Genomic DNA, 16,348 nt, shown 5'->3' with positions numbered 1-16,348 from the left:
GACTTTGATTTATTTTAATATCTTTTTAATATCGGTGGCTTGAGAGCGACAATTTTCAGTCAAACTGGAAGATGGAGTTTTTGTCGGAAGTCCCGGCTGCTGCGATCGACCCGACGCTGCCAAACCGATCGCGCGATCGTACCTGAGTTTACCTCTAAAACCAATTCCCATTACCAATTCCCTATTACAAATTCCCCATTACCAATTCCCAGTTACCAATTCCCCATTATGAAAGACACTTCTTTGAATATTATTGCTATTTCTATCTTTGCCATCACCGTTTCAATATTGTTGGGGCCCCTATTCAACTTGCCAGAAGCCGTACCTGCGATCGCCACTTTTTGCCTGTTGGGGCTAGCCACCCTTGACAGTTTCCAGTGGCAAGGTCAAGGCGGTACTATTTTATTAGATTGGCTGGGGGGAACTTCCAAACAAAAGCGCGATCGTATCCTTCACCACGAAGCCGGACACTTCCTAGTCGCCCACCTGTTAGGAATTCCCGTAACCAGCTACGCCCTCAACGCTTGGGAAGCATTTAAACAAGGTCAAACAGCCCAAGGTGGCGTCCGATTTGAAGACGAACAATTAGCATCTCAACTGCAAAAGGGCACTCTTTCCTCCCAACTTTTAGACCAATACTGCACCGTGTGGATGGCCGGAATAGTCGCCGAAAAATTTGTTTACGGCAGCGCACAAGGAGGAGCAGAAGACCGCACAAAAATTAGCGCAATTTTAACACAACTGCGCCGCCCCAGTTCCGAAATTCAACTCAAACAAAACTGGGGTTCGCTGCGAGCAAAAAACTTGATCGAAAGCCACAAATCAGCTTACGAAGCCCTAGTATCAGCAATGGAAGAAAGAGCAACTGTTGCCGAATGCTGCGACATCATCCAGCAAAATTTATAGGAAAAAGATTACGCACTCTTGCCTTATAAACCCGGTTGCTGTGTAGATTTATTATTACTAAAACCCAGATTTTGCTTAGAAACCGGGTTTAAGAGCGTATTATAGGGATTACAAATTCATGTCAGAACCAAAAACTTTGCCAACAACACTGCAAACAGCGAACCCAAATACAGAAAAATTGTTGTGGCTGTTCGGTTTCCGGATCGACCCCGGCACCGAAATACCAAATCTATATACTCTAATTGTCTATGGAGAACAAGAGCCGCCCTTAATAGCCGGCGGTCAACTTGTATTTTTTACCCGTCCAGAACTAGCTATTAACGCTCTCCAATTGTGCAATATCGATGTCAGCGAACTGGGAAAGCCACCCACACAAATAGACGCTATTTGCGACATTGCAGAAACGCTATACTTGCTCGATGCCGAAGATTTTGACGAATCAGCTACTATCCTCAACTGTTTGAACGCGCTTTTCGATTTAGTGAAAGCTACTTTAATACCGATGCCAACTGAATACAAGCGCATACTTTATGATTTGGCAGACCATTTGAATATTGAGGAAGAGTTTGCAAGTTTTTTAGACGCAGAAGATATTCAGCGATCGGAAATTGTTAATGCCATTTTGTGGTGTGTGGGAGCAATTACAACAAAATCTAGATTGTTGACCGAGTAATTTAAGAAAAACTAGAATGTGAATCGATAATAGATAATAGATAATATCGCCCAAGGAAATTGTGCCATGACTGTAACAGATTTACGCTTGTGGACTGTAGAGGAATACCGCCGCATGACCGAAACAGGCATTCTCAATCCCGATGAACGAGTCGAATTAATTGACGGGCTAATTATTTCAAGGAGTGCAAAAAATCCTCCCCACGCAGCAACTAACCTCTGTGCAGCCGACTATCTCAGAAATCTGCTGGCAGGACTTGCTTTAATTCGCATTCAAGACCCGATCGCTCTAAGTTATAATTCAGAACCAGAACCGGATATTGCTGTAGTGCAAATAGACCCTCGACTGTACCAAGATTTTCATCCCGCGCCCGACAATATTTTTTTATTAGTAGAAATAGCTGACACGACTTTAGAAACAGACCGCAAGCGAAAAGCATCGGCTTATGCTAAGGCGGGAATTACTGATTATTGGATACTTGATGTTAACACGCGGCAAGTTTATGTTTTTCGCGAACCGGGCGAGGCAAACTACCGACAAGAAACAGTATTTAATGAAGATGATGTTTTGTCAATGCTGGCATTTCCCGAAATAGAAGTTCAGATTTCGCAACTGTTTCCTTAAGTAGGGGCAGGTTTTACCAAGAATAATTGCCTAAAACCAAGAACCTCGTAAACCTGCCCCTACCCACCTATAAATTACCAATTATCAATTACCAATTACCAATTCTTCACAATAATCCCGATCGCTACAAAAAACTTAGTATTAGGGCGTAGCGTGAGTTATACTCCTACTGGAAAGACTGTCACTGCAAAAACATCCTGAAATCAAAGTTTATGAGCAACACTTCCCCGCCTCAACCAGCCGCCAAAAATCCCGCAACACAAAAACTCAGTTTATCAACAAAATTAGCTTACGGTGCCGGCGACCTCGGCCCGGCAATTACCGCTAATGTTTTGGCATTTTACCTGCTAGTTTTCTTTACCAATGTCGCTGGTTTACCTGCTGGCTTAGCCAGTAATATTTTAGTAGTTGGCAAGGTTTGGGATGCCATAAATGACCCGATTGTGGGGGTTTTGAGCGATCGCACTTCTCATCCTTGGGGCCGCCGATATCCTTGGATAATATATGGTGGCATTCCCTTCGGCATATTCTTCTTATTGCAGTGGATTGTACCTAGCACGGATCACACAGTGTTATTTTGGTACTATGTTGCAATCAGCATTTTGTTCAACACCGCCTACACGGCTGTCAATCTTCCCTACACTGCCCTGACTCCAGAACTTACTCAAGACTACAACGAACGCACTAGCCTTAATAGTTTTCGATTTGCTTTCTCCATTGGCGGCAGCATCCTTTCATTGATCTTAGCTCTAATTATCTTTCGTGTATTTGAAAAAGACCCGAATCAACAATATTTAGTATTAGGTGCAATCTGTGCAGTTATCTCTGTCTTGCCTTTGTACTGGTGTGTTTTGGGAACTCGCAAGCACGTCGCAGCCCAACTATTAGAAAACGCAGACCTAGATAATTCTACATCCTTGCCACTGAAAGAACAGTTGCAGATTGCATTTAGCAATCGCCCTTTTTTGTACGTCATTGGAATTTATCTTTTTTCTTGGCTGGGAGTGCAGTTGACTGCTACTATTATTCCCTACTTTGTTGTTAACTGGATGCAACAGCCACAGTACGTTTTTAGCTTGGTGGCGATCGCAGTTCAAGGCACTGCATTAATCATGCTCTTTGTTTGGAGTAAAGTCAGCGAGAGATACGGCAAAAAAGCCGTATATTTTATGGGCATGAGTTTGTGGATTATTGCCCAAGCTGGACTGTTTTTCCTCCAACCAGGACAAGTATTGCAGATGTACATATTAGCAGTCATGGCAGGTATCGGAGTTTCCACGGCTTATCTAATACCTTGGTCGATGATACCGGATGTGATCGAACTCGACGAACTGCAAACAGGAGAAAGACGCGAAGGCGTTTTCTATTCATTTATGGTACTGCTGCAAAAAATCGGATTGGCAGGGGGTTTGTGGTTGGTAGGCCAAGCATTAGAAGGAGCTGGATTTCTCTCTACCGTTCCCGGACAGCCGGCCCCCGTACAGCCAGATTCTGCACTGTTTGCGATTCGAGTTGCGATCGGGCCGCTGCCCACAATTGCTTTAATTGCTGGCATGATTCTTACCTATTTTTATCCCATAACCCGCGAAGTTCATGCAGAAATATTGTTGAAGCTGCGAGAAAGAAAAGCACAAAATCAGTAAGCGCTAATAAAGAGTAGTTGGTAATTAGTAAAATCAAAAAACCACAACTACCGATAGCTAATCCGGGCGAGATTAATAGCAATCCTCCCATCCTGTGCGAACTCTTTTTGTATTTAACAATGTGTCATCTTCTTATGGCATCGGTTAATTCAAAAAAAGTCCGTTGCGCGTTTACCGAAAGGATTGCTATAGCTGGCTCGGAGGGCGAATCAAAGCGATAGTTTTAGTAATAGCCCCGGAACCCAGAAACCTAGTTTTTTTACGAAAATACATAAATCGCGCCGCGCCATCCGCCCCGGTAGAAAAACCCCGAAGGCTGGAGTTGTTCGAGATGTCGATCGAGCTTGAGAACACAACTTATTAAATTTTATGTCTGTCGCGCACTATAGAGATGAGTTGGTGATATAATCACCACGGTAAACTAAGTATATACACTTAATCAGTCATCCAACTCCTCAAAAAGTTTATAATTAAAAGAAGAAACAGATTTTTCTCGGAAATTGATTGGATTAGTTGCCGTTCCAAAAAATCTGCTGAATGTGGCTAATTATATCGACATGGGAAATGCAAAACCTTTTAGCCGGTCAGTTAGCGCATAAGTTAATAAGTGCTTCTGCCGTTGACTCTGAACCGAAAAATGGCATAGAGGACAAATCAATACCAGCGCAAGCAGCGGCTGAGGTGTTACGGTCAATTGTAAAAGTTTGGTAAAGTTATGGAACCCCCTGTCGGGAAGCTGAGCGACACCTGAAAAAGTTTGCTTCGTCGCCCGGAAACCCGAAATACAAGCACAACGCAGCAGAGCCAAATGCAGTCTGATATAACTCTCCAGCAGTTGTAAAAGAACTTTTACTGCCGGCCTAGCATAGGGATTTAGTTATTTTTGTATACTATGTGAAAGTAGTGAGAACTATTAGAAGGAAGTGGGCTCAACCAACCCATAATTTCGTGTGATATCCTTAAGCCAATGCTCAAAGTATCAATCCGAAGGCTCGCAGAAGAAAGCTGATTTTACCCACAAAATATCCAAGAGGTCAACATGGAAAGAGAACAGGACGCTCATATCGTACCCATTAGCAACCAGAGCCGACAGGTGCAGCAATTTTCCGTTGACGAGGGAGAAGATTTAAGCGCGCAGCCTCAGAAAGGATTGAATGTAAAGCCGTTGTTGAGGACTTTTCAGCGACAAGCCCTAATCATTATTGGGATTATAGGTCTAGTAGGCACTGGAGCTGTTTATCAGATCAAGGGAGGCAAGAAAACATATCAAGGCGATTTTCGGATGCTAGTGGAACCCGTGACAACGGAGGCCAGAATTGCTGATCCCTCTGCCCTAGCCAATCGCGGCGAGGGGGGGGCAGTGCCTAATCGAGATTTTTTTAGTTTGGACTACGCAACTCAACTTGAAATTCTCAAGAGTCCTCAGATGCTGTCGGCTATTGTTAAACAAGTCCAAAAACGATATCCAAAAGTTACCGAAAAAATTCTTGAAAAAGAATTAATCGTTTTGCGGATAGGAGAAGATGAGAGGACGCTGACTAAAATTTTGGAAGTTCGCTTCATGGGGAATGATACTAAATTAGTTGAGTTCGTTTTACAAGAAACTAAAAAGAAATATTTAAAGTACAGTCTTGATGAACGCAAGACTCGGATTGGTGAAGGTGTTAAATTTATTGAAGACCAGCTTCCGGGACTCAATAAGCGCGTAAACGACCTGAAATCGGAGTTACAGTTGATACAGCAGCAGCAAAAGATTACCAATCCTCAAGAACAAGGCGCGCAATTAATCCAGCAAGTTCGTACCGTAGAAACTTTAGAGTTAGAAACTCAAAGGCTACTGCAAGAACAGAAAACGCTGTACGCTAACTTGCAAAAACAATTAGATTTTACACCAAATGAAGCTATTGCCGCTTCAGCTTTAAGCGAAGAGCCTCAATATAAAGAGTTGCTGACCAAGGTTAAGGAAGTAGAAGGTCAGATTGCTGTAGAAACAGCTCGTTTTAAATCTGCTAACCCTATAGTGGAAGCTTTAGAGCGCAAGCGGGCAAATTTAGTAGCTTTGCTCAACCAGCAAACTGATCGAATTTTGGGGCAAAATTTAGTCGGCACCCAAGCTAATTCTAAAGTTCAAAATTTTCAAAATTCTATTCGCATAGGCTTGATTAAACAATTGGTTGATACTGCTAACCAAGTTGAAGTCTTAGAAGCTCGCCTTCAGGCAATCACTCAAACTAAAAACAATTTAAACAGGCAAGCAACAGAATTCCCCACCATAGCCCGCCGCTACAACGAACTGCAACAGCAATTAGAAGTAGCCGCCCGCACCCGCGATCAACTTTTAAGCCAGCGGGAAACTCTGCGCGTCCAAGCAGCTCAAAGCCAAGTACCTTGGGAAATAATTTCTGAACCACGGATACCGCGAGATGAGAAGGGCAACCTAATGCCAGTTCCATCGAAAGCTAAAAACAAATTAATGATGGCAGTTGTTGGAGCGCTAGTTTTGGGTCTGGGAGCTGCTATCCTCATTGAAAAGTTCCGCAATATTTTCTACTGTGCTGATGACGTTAAAGATGCGGTTGATGCGCCTTTATTGGGAGCAATTCCTCTGGACAAAAATGCTAGAAAATTGCCGCCTTCTATTGCTAATGCCTATGCTTATATTGAAGGAAAAGAGGGTAATAAGAAAATTGCTGCGGAATTTATAGAAGCTTTTGACTCTCTTTATACTAATATCCGCTTTCTTTCTTCAAATCGAACGATTAGCTCTGTGGCAATTGGTTCGGCTACAGTTGGCGAAGGCAAATCTACCGTTGCTTTAAACTTAGCTCACGTGGCAGCGCTGGCGGGTCAGCGAGTGCTGTTAGTAGACGCTAATTTGCATTCCCCCAGCCTGCACTTGCTGTTGGAACTGCCTAATGTCAAGGGATTGAGCAATTTGCTCGACCATAAAAACGAACCCAATGAAATTATCCAACGATCGCATCTAGCAGATAATCTTTTTGTATTAACTGCCGGTCTCCCGGAGCCTGGTACTGCCAGACGGCTGGCATCATCTCAGATGCAGTATTTAATGGAAGAACTTCAGGCAAAATTTGACTTAGTTATCTACGATACGCCGCCGCTAGTTGACAGTAAAGATACGAATTTTTTAGCGGCGCGCACCGATGGCATACTGATGGTTGTAGCAATTCAGCAGGTTCCCTTTTCTGTAGTCAAAAAAGTTTTCAGTCAATTAGAAAATTTTGGCATACCATGCTTGGGCACAGTTGCGAATCATGCCCCTAAACGCAAGAAGTATCCAGCATCGAGATCATCAGTTGTTGAAGATAAAAATGAATATTTGAATTTGACGCCAGCACCGTCTCGTATTCAAAAACTAGCTCCTAAAAAAGAGTGACACCCAACAAAGATGACCCCCAAAAAAAGGATACAAGCCTCCGATAGTAGTCATGGAACTCCCAAAATCTTAGACTCTTGTTCAATCTCCCAGATTCGTCTGTGGAGTAAATCGAAAATCTAAAATCGTTGGACTGAGCGCGACTTGACGCTCGCGCTCGCCGAACCTCTTAGGCCGAAGTCTAAAATCTAAAATCTAAAATCTAAAATCTAAAATTGACTCAGGGCGGACTAATTTCCATCTGGGTGGGTAGGAAATGTGACGATAAAATTAGTCCAGCCATTGCTGCTTTCAACCTCAATTTTTCCCTGCAACTGTTCCACAAGTTTTTGAACCAAAGCTAAACCCAAACCTGTACCTCCTTGTTTCCAAGGATCGGCGTTGGGAACTCGATAAAATTTCTCAAAAATTCGAGGCAATTCCTCTGTGGAAATCGACGATTGATTGCGGAGTGTAAATTGGATTTCTGAAGCCACAGCACTTGCTTGTCGCGAATTTGTCCTTTGTCCTGCTTGTTCGCCGTCTCCGTTTTTGCACTCAACTTTCAGAGAAATTTCGCCGTCATTAGCCGTATATTTGCAGGCATTGTTGAGGAGTTCGGCTAAAATTCGTCCCAAACTAGCGCGGTTGGAACTGATCGTGGGGAGGTGACGATCGCACTCTACTCGCAAATCCTGGTGGCGGTCGTGGGCCCGGGTGTAAAACGGGTCGATAATAGTAGGCAGCCAGACTTCTAAGTTTACTGGTTCGAGGTCGATCGGACAAGTTGCGGCTTCGAGCCGCTGCAAATCTAGCAAAGCATTAATCAAATCTGTTTCTCTAGTACATTCTGTTTCTAAAATTTCTAGATAAATCTGGCGCCGATCTAGCGTGGGAGAAATTCTCAGCATATGAATAGCCATTTTTATATTAGCTAAAGGCGTCCGCAGTTCGTGAGAAACGGTGCTGAGGAATTCATCTTTGAGGACGTTTAAATGCTGGAGTTCGTGAACTTTTTGCTGTAATTCGGCGGTGCGTTCTTGGACTTGGCGTTCGAGGTCGGTATTGAGATTTTGGACTTGCTGATAGAGTTGGGCTTGCTGAATCGCGATCGCGATTTGAGTTGCCAGTTGCAGCAGCAAATCCACTTCCGAAGGTTGCCACTGACGGGATTGGGAACACTGATGGACACACATCATTCCCCACAAATTGCCGTCTTGCAAAATTGGTACAATCAAATAAGCTTTGATTTGCGCTTGCTGGAACCGCGCATATTTTTCGGCGCTCAAACAGGCTTGGTCGAGGTCTGGAACCGCATAAATTTCCTGTTCGATCACGGAAGCAGATTCTTGCCAAATATTATCCGGCATGATTTCTCCCAATATTGAAGGCCAATTTTCGGCAACGGATTCTGCCACTACAATGCCGTAATTGCTGGACTCTAAATGCAGGATTGCTACTCGGTCAGCTTGCAAAACTTGGCGGACTTCATCGACGCTGGCGTGGAGAATTTCTTCGAGGTTTAAGGATTGATGAATCCGCAAGGAAATGTGAGTTAACAGCCGATCGCGCTGCAATTGTTCGTGGAGTTTTGCAGTCCGTTCCCGCACCTGCTGTTCCAGTTTGGCGTTGCGGCTTTGCAACAGTTCCACTTTTTCGGCTTGCAATTGATAAACCGACTGCTGCAACTGTTTGACAACTCGGTACATTTCCGTGGGGTCGAGGACTCTGAGCAAGCTGGTCTGAGTAATAATTCCCAACAGTTCTCCGCGCCCCCCGCACACGACCAACCGCTGCACTTGTTGCTGCTCCATTTCTTTGTGCGCCGTCCATAGGGAATCGGAAGGTTGAAGAAATTGCAGGGGAGTTCTCATGACTTTTTGAGCTGGGGTTTGCTCGAAATTTAGTTCGAGAAACTGTGCCTGCACAAGGTCATATTCGGTAATAATTCCCAGGGGTTGGTGAAAGGAATAGTGAAAAATGGAGGTATAGTCATCTTTGGGCTTCTCCATTGTTAATTCTTTGTTTTTTGTAATCACTACACAACTGACTTGATGCTCTGACATCAGTTCGGTTATGCTCAGCAGTGAGGCGGTGTGGGGCGCTGTAATTGGCGTAGTCATTAATTCTGCTACCCGCCGCAATTTAAGAATGTTTGAAGGCTGCAATACTTGGCGAATTCTTTCCCGTGTCAGCACTCCTACCAAGTGGCGAAATTGATTGACGATCGGCAAATAGCGAATCTTGTGCTGGCGAAATAAGGATAAAGCGGTAAACACGTCTTGGTCATCGGATTCTGTGAGGGATACCGACACCGGGGACATCACTTCGGAAATTGGTATTTTGTGCAGGGCTACTTTGTGCTGGCTGTCTATTTTGCCAGAAGCTATCAGCCTCACTAGGTCGGCGGGTGTTAATATGCCGATTAACAGCCCGCGGCTGGGGTTTTCGGATAAGTTGCCTGTGGTAATAGTCTGCTGGTTCTGCACGACGAACACGCACCGGGCCCGCATCTTTTCCGGCGCCGATGTTTCGGTTATCGCCCCCCGGTCTGAGGGTACAGGTGTTTTGACTAGGGGGCAACTGTTTTGCAACTGACTCATCAGGGCGATCGCCACTGCTAAGGAAGTTTCTGGCCCGGCAGTGAGGGGGTAGCGATCGATCGCTTGTTCTAAGGCTGAGGAGTAAAAGGGCGGGTGGTAGAACGGCATAGTTGATCAGGTTGTCAGAGGGCGGCTAACTATCGGGCAAAGCCTTGGGGAACGGCAGAAACACCTCGCCTGTGCTTGGGATTTAAATAATAAACTTTCTCTTTGATTATTTCCACGCAATCTGAACTTTAGATTAATCGTCTCACTAATCCGCAATCTTACTCATCTCAAATACGCAGGGCGGTTTTTACTGCCTGCTTTTCCCCTGAGACTCCCCTATAATCAAAATAACCCGAATGTAAAGTTTTACTACAAGATTTATCCATAATGACAACTTTAAGCTTAGAGCAAATTGCAGCCAAGTTAGAAAGCGAAAATTCCGCCGATCGAATGGTGGCTTTGGCCAACTTGCGGAATGTGCCTGCTGCAGAGGCGGTGCCTTTGATTAAAAAGGTGTTGAACGACGAAAGTTTGCAGGTGCGATCGATGGCTGTGTTTGCTCTCGGGGTAAAACCGACAGCAGAGTGCTATCCCATTCTAGTCAAATTGCTAGAAACAGACCCGGATTACGGCATTCGTGCTGACGCTGCGGGTGCTTTGGGCTATCTGGAAGATATCAGAGCTTTTGATTCTTTGGTGCGGGCTTTTTACGAAGATACTGAATGGCTGGTGCGCTTCAGTGCTGCTGTTTCTCTGGGAAATCTCAAAGATCCCCGGGCCCGCGATGTGCTGCTAAAAGCTCTCGACAGCGAGCAAGTGGTGATCCAGCAGGCGGCAATTTCGGCTTTGGGGGAAATTAAGGAAATTGGGGCGATCGATCGCATCCTCAATTTTGCTCAGTCGGAAGATTGGCTGATTCGCCAGAGGCTGGCTGAAGCTTTGGGCAATTTGCCGAGTGTTAAGAGCGTTTCGGCTTTAAAATACTTAGAAAAAGACAGCAATTCTCAAGTATCTCAAGCGGCAACTATTTCTCTCGATCGCCTGTCACAAGCAGAAGGATAACAGATACCGATATTTTTGTTGTAAGTGTTTCATTTCCGCGCTCTTAAGGCGGGGATGAAACACCGATCGCCTAATTTATTCAGCCCTCTGCTAGGTCAACCGATTTCTCCGTTCTGGAGGTGACAAAACGGGAATCGGCGACCCTGCGAATCCATTCACATCCCGAGTAACGATCGCCTCTAACTCTAACTCGATCGCACACGCTATCTGCACCGCATCTTCAAAATCCGGAAATCTCAGCGCGATCGCTTGCTCCAGAACCTCTCGATCCACCCCACAAATTTCCATCAATGCCAACAGTCGAGTTACCGCTGCAATCGCAGCTTCAGAACTCTTGGTTTGTCGTCCAACCAAATAATGCACATCCGTAACCGTTTTCGCCGACATAAACCCTTCAACTTGCCCCGATTCAACGGCATTCAGTAAAAAAGCAGCATCCGCTACAAAAGGTTCGCGGGCCAGCATTGCATCCAGTAAAACATTGGTATCAAATAAAACTTTCATCACAGATACTTTTGGACTAACCGCTCATCCAACATTGCCTTTACTTCTGCATCTGTAGGTGGTGGCGCGTCCGTTTTCGCAATGCCAATTAAACTCGCGGCTAAACCCTTCGGTTTCACCTTCGATCGGGGTTTCGGTTGGAGCGATCGCATCAAAGCATTAATTAACTGCCATCGCTCCTCGGCAGACAACCTCAGTGCTCGGTCTTGAAGTTCGCGTAACGTCATAGTAATTATCTTTGACAGAAAGCATTGGACAAGCAGGCAAGTATATAAATACCCCAGCTTCAAAATTTTAGCGCCTCAAGTGATATAATCTTAGCTTCTTAAAAACACTTAATTTTTCACAACGGGCAGTATCTGGAAATTTTTCAAATTAGAAGGAATTGCGATCAAGATTGACACCAGCGAATATTTTATTAATAATGTTGGTAAAATTCTCGGTATCTTAATAAATTTTATAGAGTTTTGAGTGAAACCAGAAGGTATTATTTAACCAGCAAGGGCTAATCGCAAGTTAAAATAGTTGTTGATCTCGTTTAACCAAAGCCAGCCATGAATCAAGCGCCCAATCCCTTTAACTCAAATCCCTCCAATCCGCTAGACCCCTTGGAGCAAGAAGTTGACGATCAAGGTGAAGCATTGCCGAGACAGTACCACCCGGCAACTAAAAAAACTCTGCAAAAAGTCTTTATCATTCTGGTAGTTGTCGGGGCAATTATTGGGGGAATTTTATCGATAGGGGTGATTTCGCTGATGCAAAAAGCCGGACTCACTGATGTGCCGGCCCGGGTACAGACTCCCAAGTGAATCGGTGGGTTGAGTGTACCGGAAGCGATCGCCGAGCCTTAATTAGAGTATCGTTCAATATCGTGCCCATCTGGCGCGAAATTAAGATGCGATCGCTCGCCTTCCAAAGAAATCTTAATATTTTCATTATTTTATTTGAGGCAACTGTGTCTATACAATCAAATTCGGTGCTGTAGGGGCACCGACCAAAAACTGTTTTAAATAAACCACACTTATTCTGAGTAAGATAATGTTACTTGTTGCCCTATTTATCGCCACGTTTTTTTTAGCATATTGCAATGGTGCTAATGATAATTTTAAAGGTGTTGCGACACTGTTTGGCAGTCAGACGACGAACTATAAAACAGCAATTGGTTGGGCAACAATCACAACTTTTGCAGGTTCAGTATTTTCTATTTTTCTAGCAGAAACTCTGGTAAAAAGCTTTTCGGGAAAAGGGCTAGTTCCCGACGATATCGCCAATGGCTCAGATTTTCATTTGGCAGTCGCGATCGCTGCGGGTTTAACCGTTATTCTTGCTACCTTAACTGGATTCCCTATTTCCACAACTCACGGTCTTACAGGTGCTCTTGTTGGTGCAGGTTTAGTAGCAATTGGTAATCAAGTTAATTTTACTGCCTTGCAGAAAAATTTTCTACTGCCTTTGTTGCTGAGTCCCATGATTGCGATTCTATTAGGAGCTTTAATTTATGGACTGTCTCGCTACCTGCGAGTTTATTTAGGAATCCAGAAAGAATGGTGTATTTGCGCTGGTCAAACTCAACAAATTATTCCCATTCCCCAGCCCGATGCAACTAACATACTCAAGTGCATCACAACCGCTGATGTCGCGGTAGATTCTCTAGATAAATGCACGCAAAGATATCTGGGAAATTTCTTACAAATCCCCAGCCAAAAGTTAGTGGATGCTTGCCATTTTATGAGTGCCGGAATAGTCAGTTTTGCCAGAGGATTGAACGATACGCCGAAAATTGTTTCGCTCATGTTAGTCGGTCAATTAATCTCTGTTCAGTGGGGAAGTTTAGCAGTAGCTTTGGGAATGGCGATCGGCGGTTTATTGAATGCTAAAAAAGTGGCAGAAACAATGAGCAAAAAGCTGACAGCAATGAATACCGGTCAAGGGTTGGTGGCCAACTTAGTGACGGGATTTTTAGTTATTGCTGCCAGTCGCTATGGGCTCCCAGTTTCTACTACCCATGTTTCGGTAGGTTCAATCTTTGGTGTCGGATTGATTTCAAAAAAAGCTAATGTGGGCGTTTTCTATCAGATTCTACTATCATGGATTTTGACCTTGCCAATTGCTGCGGCAATCAGCGGCTGTGCTTACTGGGTGTTGCATCGGTAAGAGAATTAATGGTTAGTCCTAGAAGATAAAGATTTCGGAGTTGATTTGGAATGGCTATCACAGGATAACCTTATGGAATCTAACGGTAAAAACAAGAAATCGCGCCGGGAGTTTTTGAATACAATTTTAAGGGTAATTTATGGTTAAAAATTATACGATCGCGCCACCTGTTGCAGATAAATTGACTGCTGCTGGCTTTCACGCTCTTTCTGACCCCCTGCGGCTTCAGATTTTGGAGTTGCTGCGGGAACAGGAGTTGTGCGTGTGCGATTTGTGCGATCGCCTGTCTGTCCCCCAGCCTAAACTCTCTTTTCACCTCAAAGCCTTGAAGGATGCAGCTTTAGTCCGCAGCCGCCAAGAAGGTCGCTGGATTTACTACAGCCTCAATTTAGCTCAGTTTATCGCCCTCGAACAGTACCTCGCGGAATACCGCCGCTTCAGCCAGATCCTGCCGGCCCGCCCTTGTTCTGACGCAGATTAACCCATCAATATTTCTTAATGTGTTTATGGGCTATTTGTCTTCCCTCATACTTGACATATCAAATTTTATTGATATGATTCCAGTGTACCCCTTAGTTATGGCATTGGGTGAGGTCAATGAACCGAGCAGAAAAGCCCAAGGTTTCCGCACTAAGTATAATTGCTTTGACCATAGGTGCGATCGGGCTTCTCAACTCCTGCGGACAAGTCCAGTCGCCAGAATCGCAAAGCATTAAAATAGACGGTTCCAGCACTGTGTATCCAATTACGGATGCGATCGCGAAAGAATATCAAAATACCAATCCCAAAAAAGCATCAATTACTGTTGAATTCTCCGGTACAGGTGGAGGATTTAGAAAGTTTTGTGCTGGCGAAACTGACATCAGCAACGCCTCGCGACCCATCAACCCAGGGGAAATGGAAGCCTGCAACAAAGCTGGCATCCGCTACTACGAATTACCTGTCGCATTCGACGCTCTCACAGTAGTAGTCAATCCCAAAAATAGCTGGGCAAAAGACATTACTGTAGCCGAACTAAAAAAACTTTGGGAACCCGCCGCCCAAGGAAAAATTACCCGCTGGAATCAGATCAGACCCAGTTGGCCAAACCAACCCATCACCCTCTATGGTGCAGGTCAAGATTCCGGTACATTTGACTACTTCACAGAAGCAACAGTAGGTACTGCGAAAGCTAGTCGTACCGACTACACAGACAGTGAAGATGATAATGTTTTAGTCCAGGGAGTTATCAAAGATCCAAATGCCTTGGGTTACTTTGGCTTAAGCTATTACGAAGTCAATCAAAATCAATTAAAAGCATTAGGAATAGACAATGGTAAAGGGCCAGTTATACCCAGCATCGAAACTGTAGAAAAAGCTCAATATCAACCCCTCGCTCGACCTCTTTTTATCTACGTCAGTTACACCGCTGTCCAAAATAAACCAGAGGTGGGCGAATTTGTGCAATTCTACATGAAAAAAGCACCAACTTTAGTCCAGTCGATCGGTTACATTCCACTACCAAGCGAAGGCTATCAACTGATTTACAAGAATTTCTACAATGGCAAAGTTGGGACTTTTTTCGATGGTCAAGCTAGGTTTGACTTAACCATTGGAGAGTTATTACGAAAAGAGGCTAAATTTTGATTTTTTCTCATAAATTTTCACTTACCAGTTAACTAAAATGAACCATCCTCAAGCAACTAACTCACCTGTCCAAGCAGGAAGCAAGCTCAGTTTTTTTGAAAGATACCTCACCCTTTGGGTATTTCTTTGCATTTTAGGCGGTATTATTCTCGGTAGACTATTCCCCAGCGTCGCCGTCACCCTTGATGCTCTCAGCTTTTATCAGGTGTCAATTCCTATTGCCATTTGTCTATTTTTTATGATGTATCCCATCATGGTAAAAATTGACTTTACCCAGGCGGCTAATGCAGCGCGAACGCCCAAGCCCGTGATTTTAACATTAGTCGTCAACTGGCTCATCAAACCATTTACAATGGTAGCATTTTCTCAGTTTTTCTTAGGTTGGCTATTTCGCCCCCTCATTACCGGCACAGAAATAATTCGTGGCAGTGAAGTCTCCATCGCTAGTTCCTACATTGCGGGTACAATATTATTAGGAATTGCCCCCTGTACGGCGATGGTTTTAATGTGGGGATATCTCTCCTACGGCAATCAAGGACATACCCTCGTTATGGTTGCCGTTAATTCCCTAGCAATGCTGTTTTTATATGCACCATTAGGCAGATGGCTGTTAGCAGCAAATGATTTAGTTGTTCCTTGGCAGACAATAGTATTGTCTGTATTCATATATGTCGGTTTGCCCTTAGCTGCCGGAATGTATAGCCGTTTCTGGATTTTTAAACATAAAGGGCGAGAATGGTTTGAACGAGAGTTTATGCAATATTTGAGTCCAGTTGCTACCGCTGCCCTTTTGATTACGCTAATTCTTTTGTTTGCCTTCAAAGGAGAGTTGATTGTTAACAATCCTTTGCACATTCTTTTAATTGCTGTGCCTCTGTTTATCCAGACCAACTTCATTTTCCTGATTTCTTATGTAGCAGCTTTAAAACTCAACCTGTGCTACGAAGATTCAGCACCGGCCGCCCTGATTGGTGCCAGCAATCATTTTGAGGTAGCGATTGCTACGGCTGTCATGCTGTTTGGCTTAAACTCAGGTGCAGCCTTGGCTACAGTTGTCGGTGTTTTAATTGAGGTTCCAGTGATGTTAATGTTGGTAGAATTCTGTAAGCGAACAGCATTTTGGTTTCCCCGAAAACCCGAAACTGCCTCGCTGCGAGACCCTCGTTGTCTTCCCCATTCCAATTGCTAG

15 protein-coding genes are annotated in these 16,348 nt (G+C 44.3%); 11 read left to right on the top strand and 4 right to left on the bottom strand.

What is annotated here, in order from left to right; translation table 11 throughout:
• Positions 1–9 precede the first annotated feature (9 nt).
• On the bottom strand, positions 10–171 hold the full coding sequence (locus QUA90_RS20875; RefSeq protein ID WP_333386564.1) for a hypothetical protein: 162 nt from the start codon (positions 169–171) through the stop codon (positions 10–12).
• 57 nt (positions 172–228) lie between these two features.
• On the opposite strand from QUA90_RS20875, the gene QUA90_RS20870 reads away from it, so the two are divergent.
• The 5 genes from QUA90_RS20870 (at position 229) to QUA90_RS20850 (ending at position 7,243) form a co-directional block, all read left to right on the top strand.
• A complete protein-coding gene (locus tag QUA90_RS20870; protein ID WP_333386562.1) occupies positions 229–906 on the top strand; it encodes an ATP-dependent Zn protease in 678 nt (225 codons plus the stop codon).
• 118 nt (positions 907–1,024) lie between these two features.
• On the top strand, positions 1,025–1,579 hold the full coding sequence (locus tag QUA90_RS20865; protein WP_333325260.1) for a hypothetical protein: 555 nt from the start codon (positions 1,025–1,027) through the stop codon (positions 1,577–1,579).
• A gap of 66 nt (positions 1,580–1,645) precedes the next feature.
• A complete protein-coding gene (locus tag QUA90_RS20860; RefSeq protein ID WP_333386559.1) occupies positions 1,646–2,203 on the top strand; it encodes a Uma2 family endonuclease in 558 nt (185 codons plus the stop codon).
• A gap of 212 nt (positions 2,204–2,415) precedes the next feature.
• The gene (locus QUA90_RS20855) at positions 2,416–3,846 is read left to right on the top strand and encodes an MFS transporter (protein ID WP_333386556.1); all 1,431 of its coding nucleotides are present in this window, start codon (positions 2,416–2,418) and stop codon (positions 3,844–3,846) included.
• 1,039 nt (positions 3,847–4,885) lie between these two features.
• Entirely contained in the window at positions 4,886–7,243 is a 2,358-nt protein-coding gene (locus QUA90_RS20850; protein WP_333447483.1) for a polysaccharide biosynthesis tyrosine autokinase, read from the top strand.
• 230 nt (positions 7,244–7,473) lie between these two features.
• Here the strand turns inward: QUA90_RS20850 and QUA90_RS20845 are convergent, their stop codons facing one another.
• Positions 7,474–9,933 carry a CBS domain-containing protein gene (locus QUA90_RS20845; protein WP_333447481.1) on the bottom strand — a complete coding sequence of 820 codons (2,460 nt, stop codon included), beginning with the start codon at positions 9,931–9,933 and terminating at the stop codon, positions 7,474–7,476.
• 267 nt (positions 9,934–10,200) lie between these two features.
• Here QUA90_RS20845 and QUA90_RS20840 point away from each other — a divergent pair, with 267 nt between their 5' ends.
• Positions 10,201–10,875, top strand: coding sequence for a HEAT repeat domain-containing protein (locus QUA90_RS20840; protein ID WP_333386550.1), 675 nt, complete (start codon positions 10,201–10,203; stop codon positions 10,873–10,875).
• Positions 10,876–10,965: 90 nt separating this feature from the next.
• Here the strand turns inward: QUA90_RS20840 and QUA90_RS20835 are convergent, their stop codons facing one another.
• Together QUA90_RS20835 and QUA90_RS20830 are read right to left on the bottom strand one after the other, a co-directional pair.
• A complete protein-coding gene (locus QUA90_RS20835; RefSeq protein WP_333447480.1) occupies positions 10,966–11,379 on the bottom strand; it encodes a PIN domain-containing protein in 414 nt (137 codons plus the stop codon).
• Entirely contained in the window at positions 11,379–11,606 is a 228-nt protein-coding gene (locus QUA90_RS20830) for a hypothetical protein (protein ID WP_194067282.1), read from the bottom strand. Before QUA90_RS20830 ends, QUA90_RS20835 begins: the two co-directional genes overlap by 1 nt.
• Positions 11,607–11,933: 327 nt before the next feature.
• On the opposite strand from QUA90_RS20830, the gene QUA90_RS20825 reads away from it, so the two are divergent.
• From QUA90_RS20825 to arsB, 5 genes are all read left to right on the top strand, one after another.
• On the top strand, positions 11,934–12,188 hold the full coding sequence (locus QUA90_RS20825) for a hypothetical protein (RefSeq protein WP_333080186.1): 255 nt from the start codon (positions 11,934–11,936) through the stop codon (positions 12,186–12,188).
• A 229-nt stretch (positions 12,189–12,417) separates the two neighbouring features.
• On the top strand, positions 12,418–13,533 hold the full coding sequence (locus QUA90_RS20820) for an inorganic phosphate transporter (RefSeq protein ID WP_333447478.1): 1,116 nt from the start codon (positions 12,418–12,420) through the stop codon (positions 13,531–13,533).
• A 139-nt stretch (positions 13,534–13,672) separates the two neighbouring features.
• Complete coding sequence (locus QUA90_RS20815; RefSeq protein WP_333447476.1) at positions 13,673–14,014, top strand: metalloregulator ArsR/SmtB family transcription factor; 342 nt, start codon at positions 13,673–13,675, stop codon at positions 14,012–14,014.
• A gap of 116 nt (positions 14,015–14,130) precedes the next feature.
• A complete protein-coding gene (locus tag QUA90_RS20810; RefSeq protein WP_333447474.1) occupies positions 14,131–15,159 on the top strand; it encodes a PstS family phosphate ABC transporter substrate-binding protein in 1,029 nt (342 codons plus the stop codon).
• Positions 15,160–15,196: 37 nt separating this feature from the next.
• Complete coding sequence (gene arsB / locus QUA90_RS20805) at positions 15,197–16,348, top strand: ACR3 family arsenite efflux transporter (RefSeq protein WP_333447472.1); 1,152 nt, start codon at positions 15,197–15,199, stop codon at positions 16,346–16,348.

This window comes from Microcoleus sp. D3_18_C4 (assembly GCF_036702355.1).
In the GTDB taxonomy this organism is placed as follows: Bacteria; Cyanobacteriota; Cyanobacteriia; order Cyanobacteriales; family Microcoleaceae; genus Microcoleus.
Note: the sequence above shows the minus strand (reverse complement) of the source record. Positions and strands in the feature narration are given on the sequence as shown.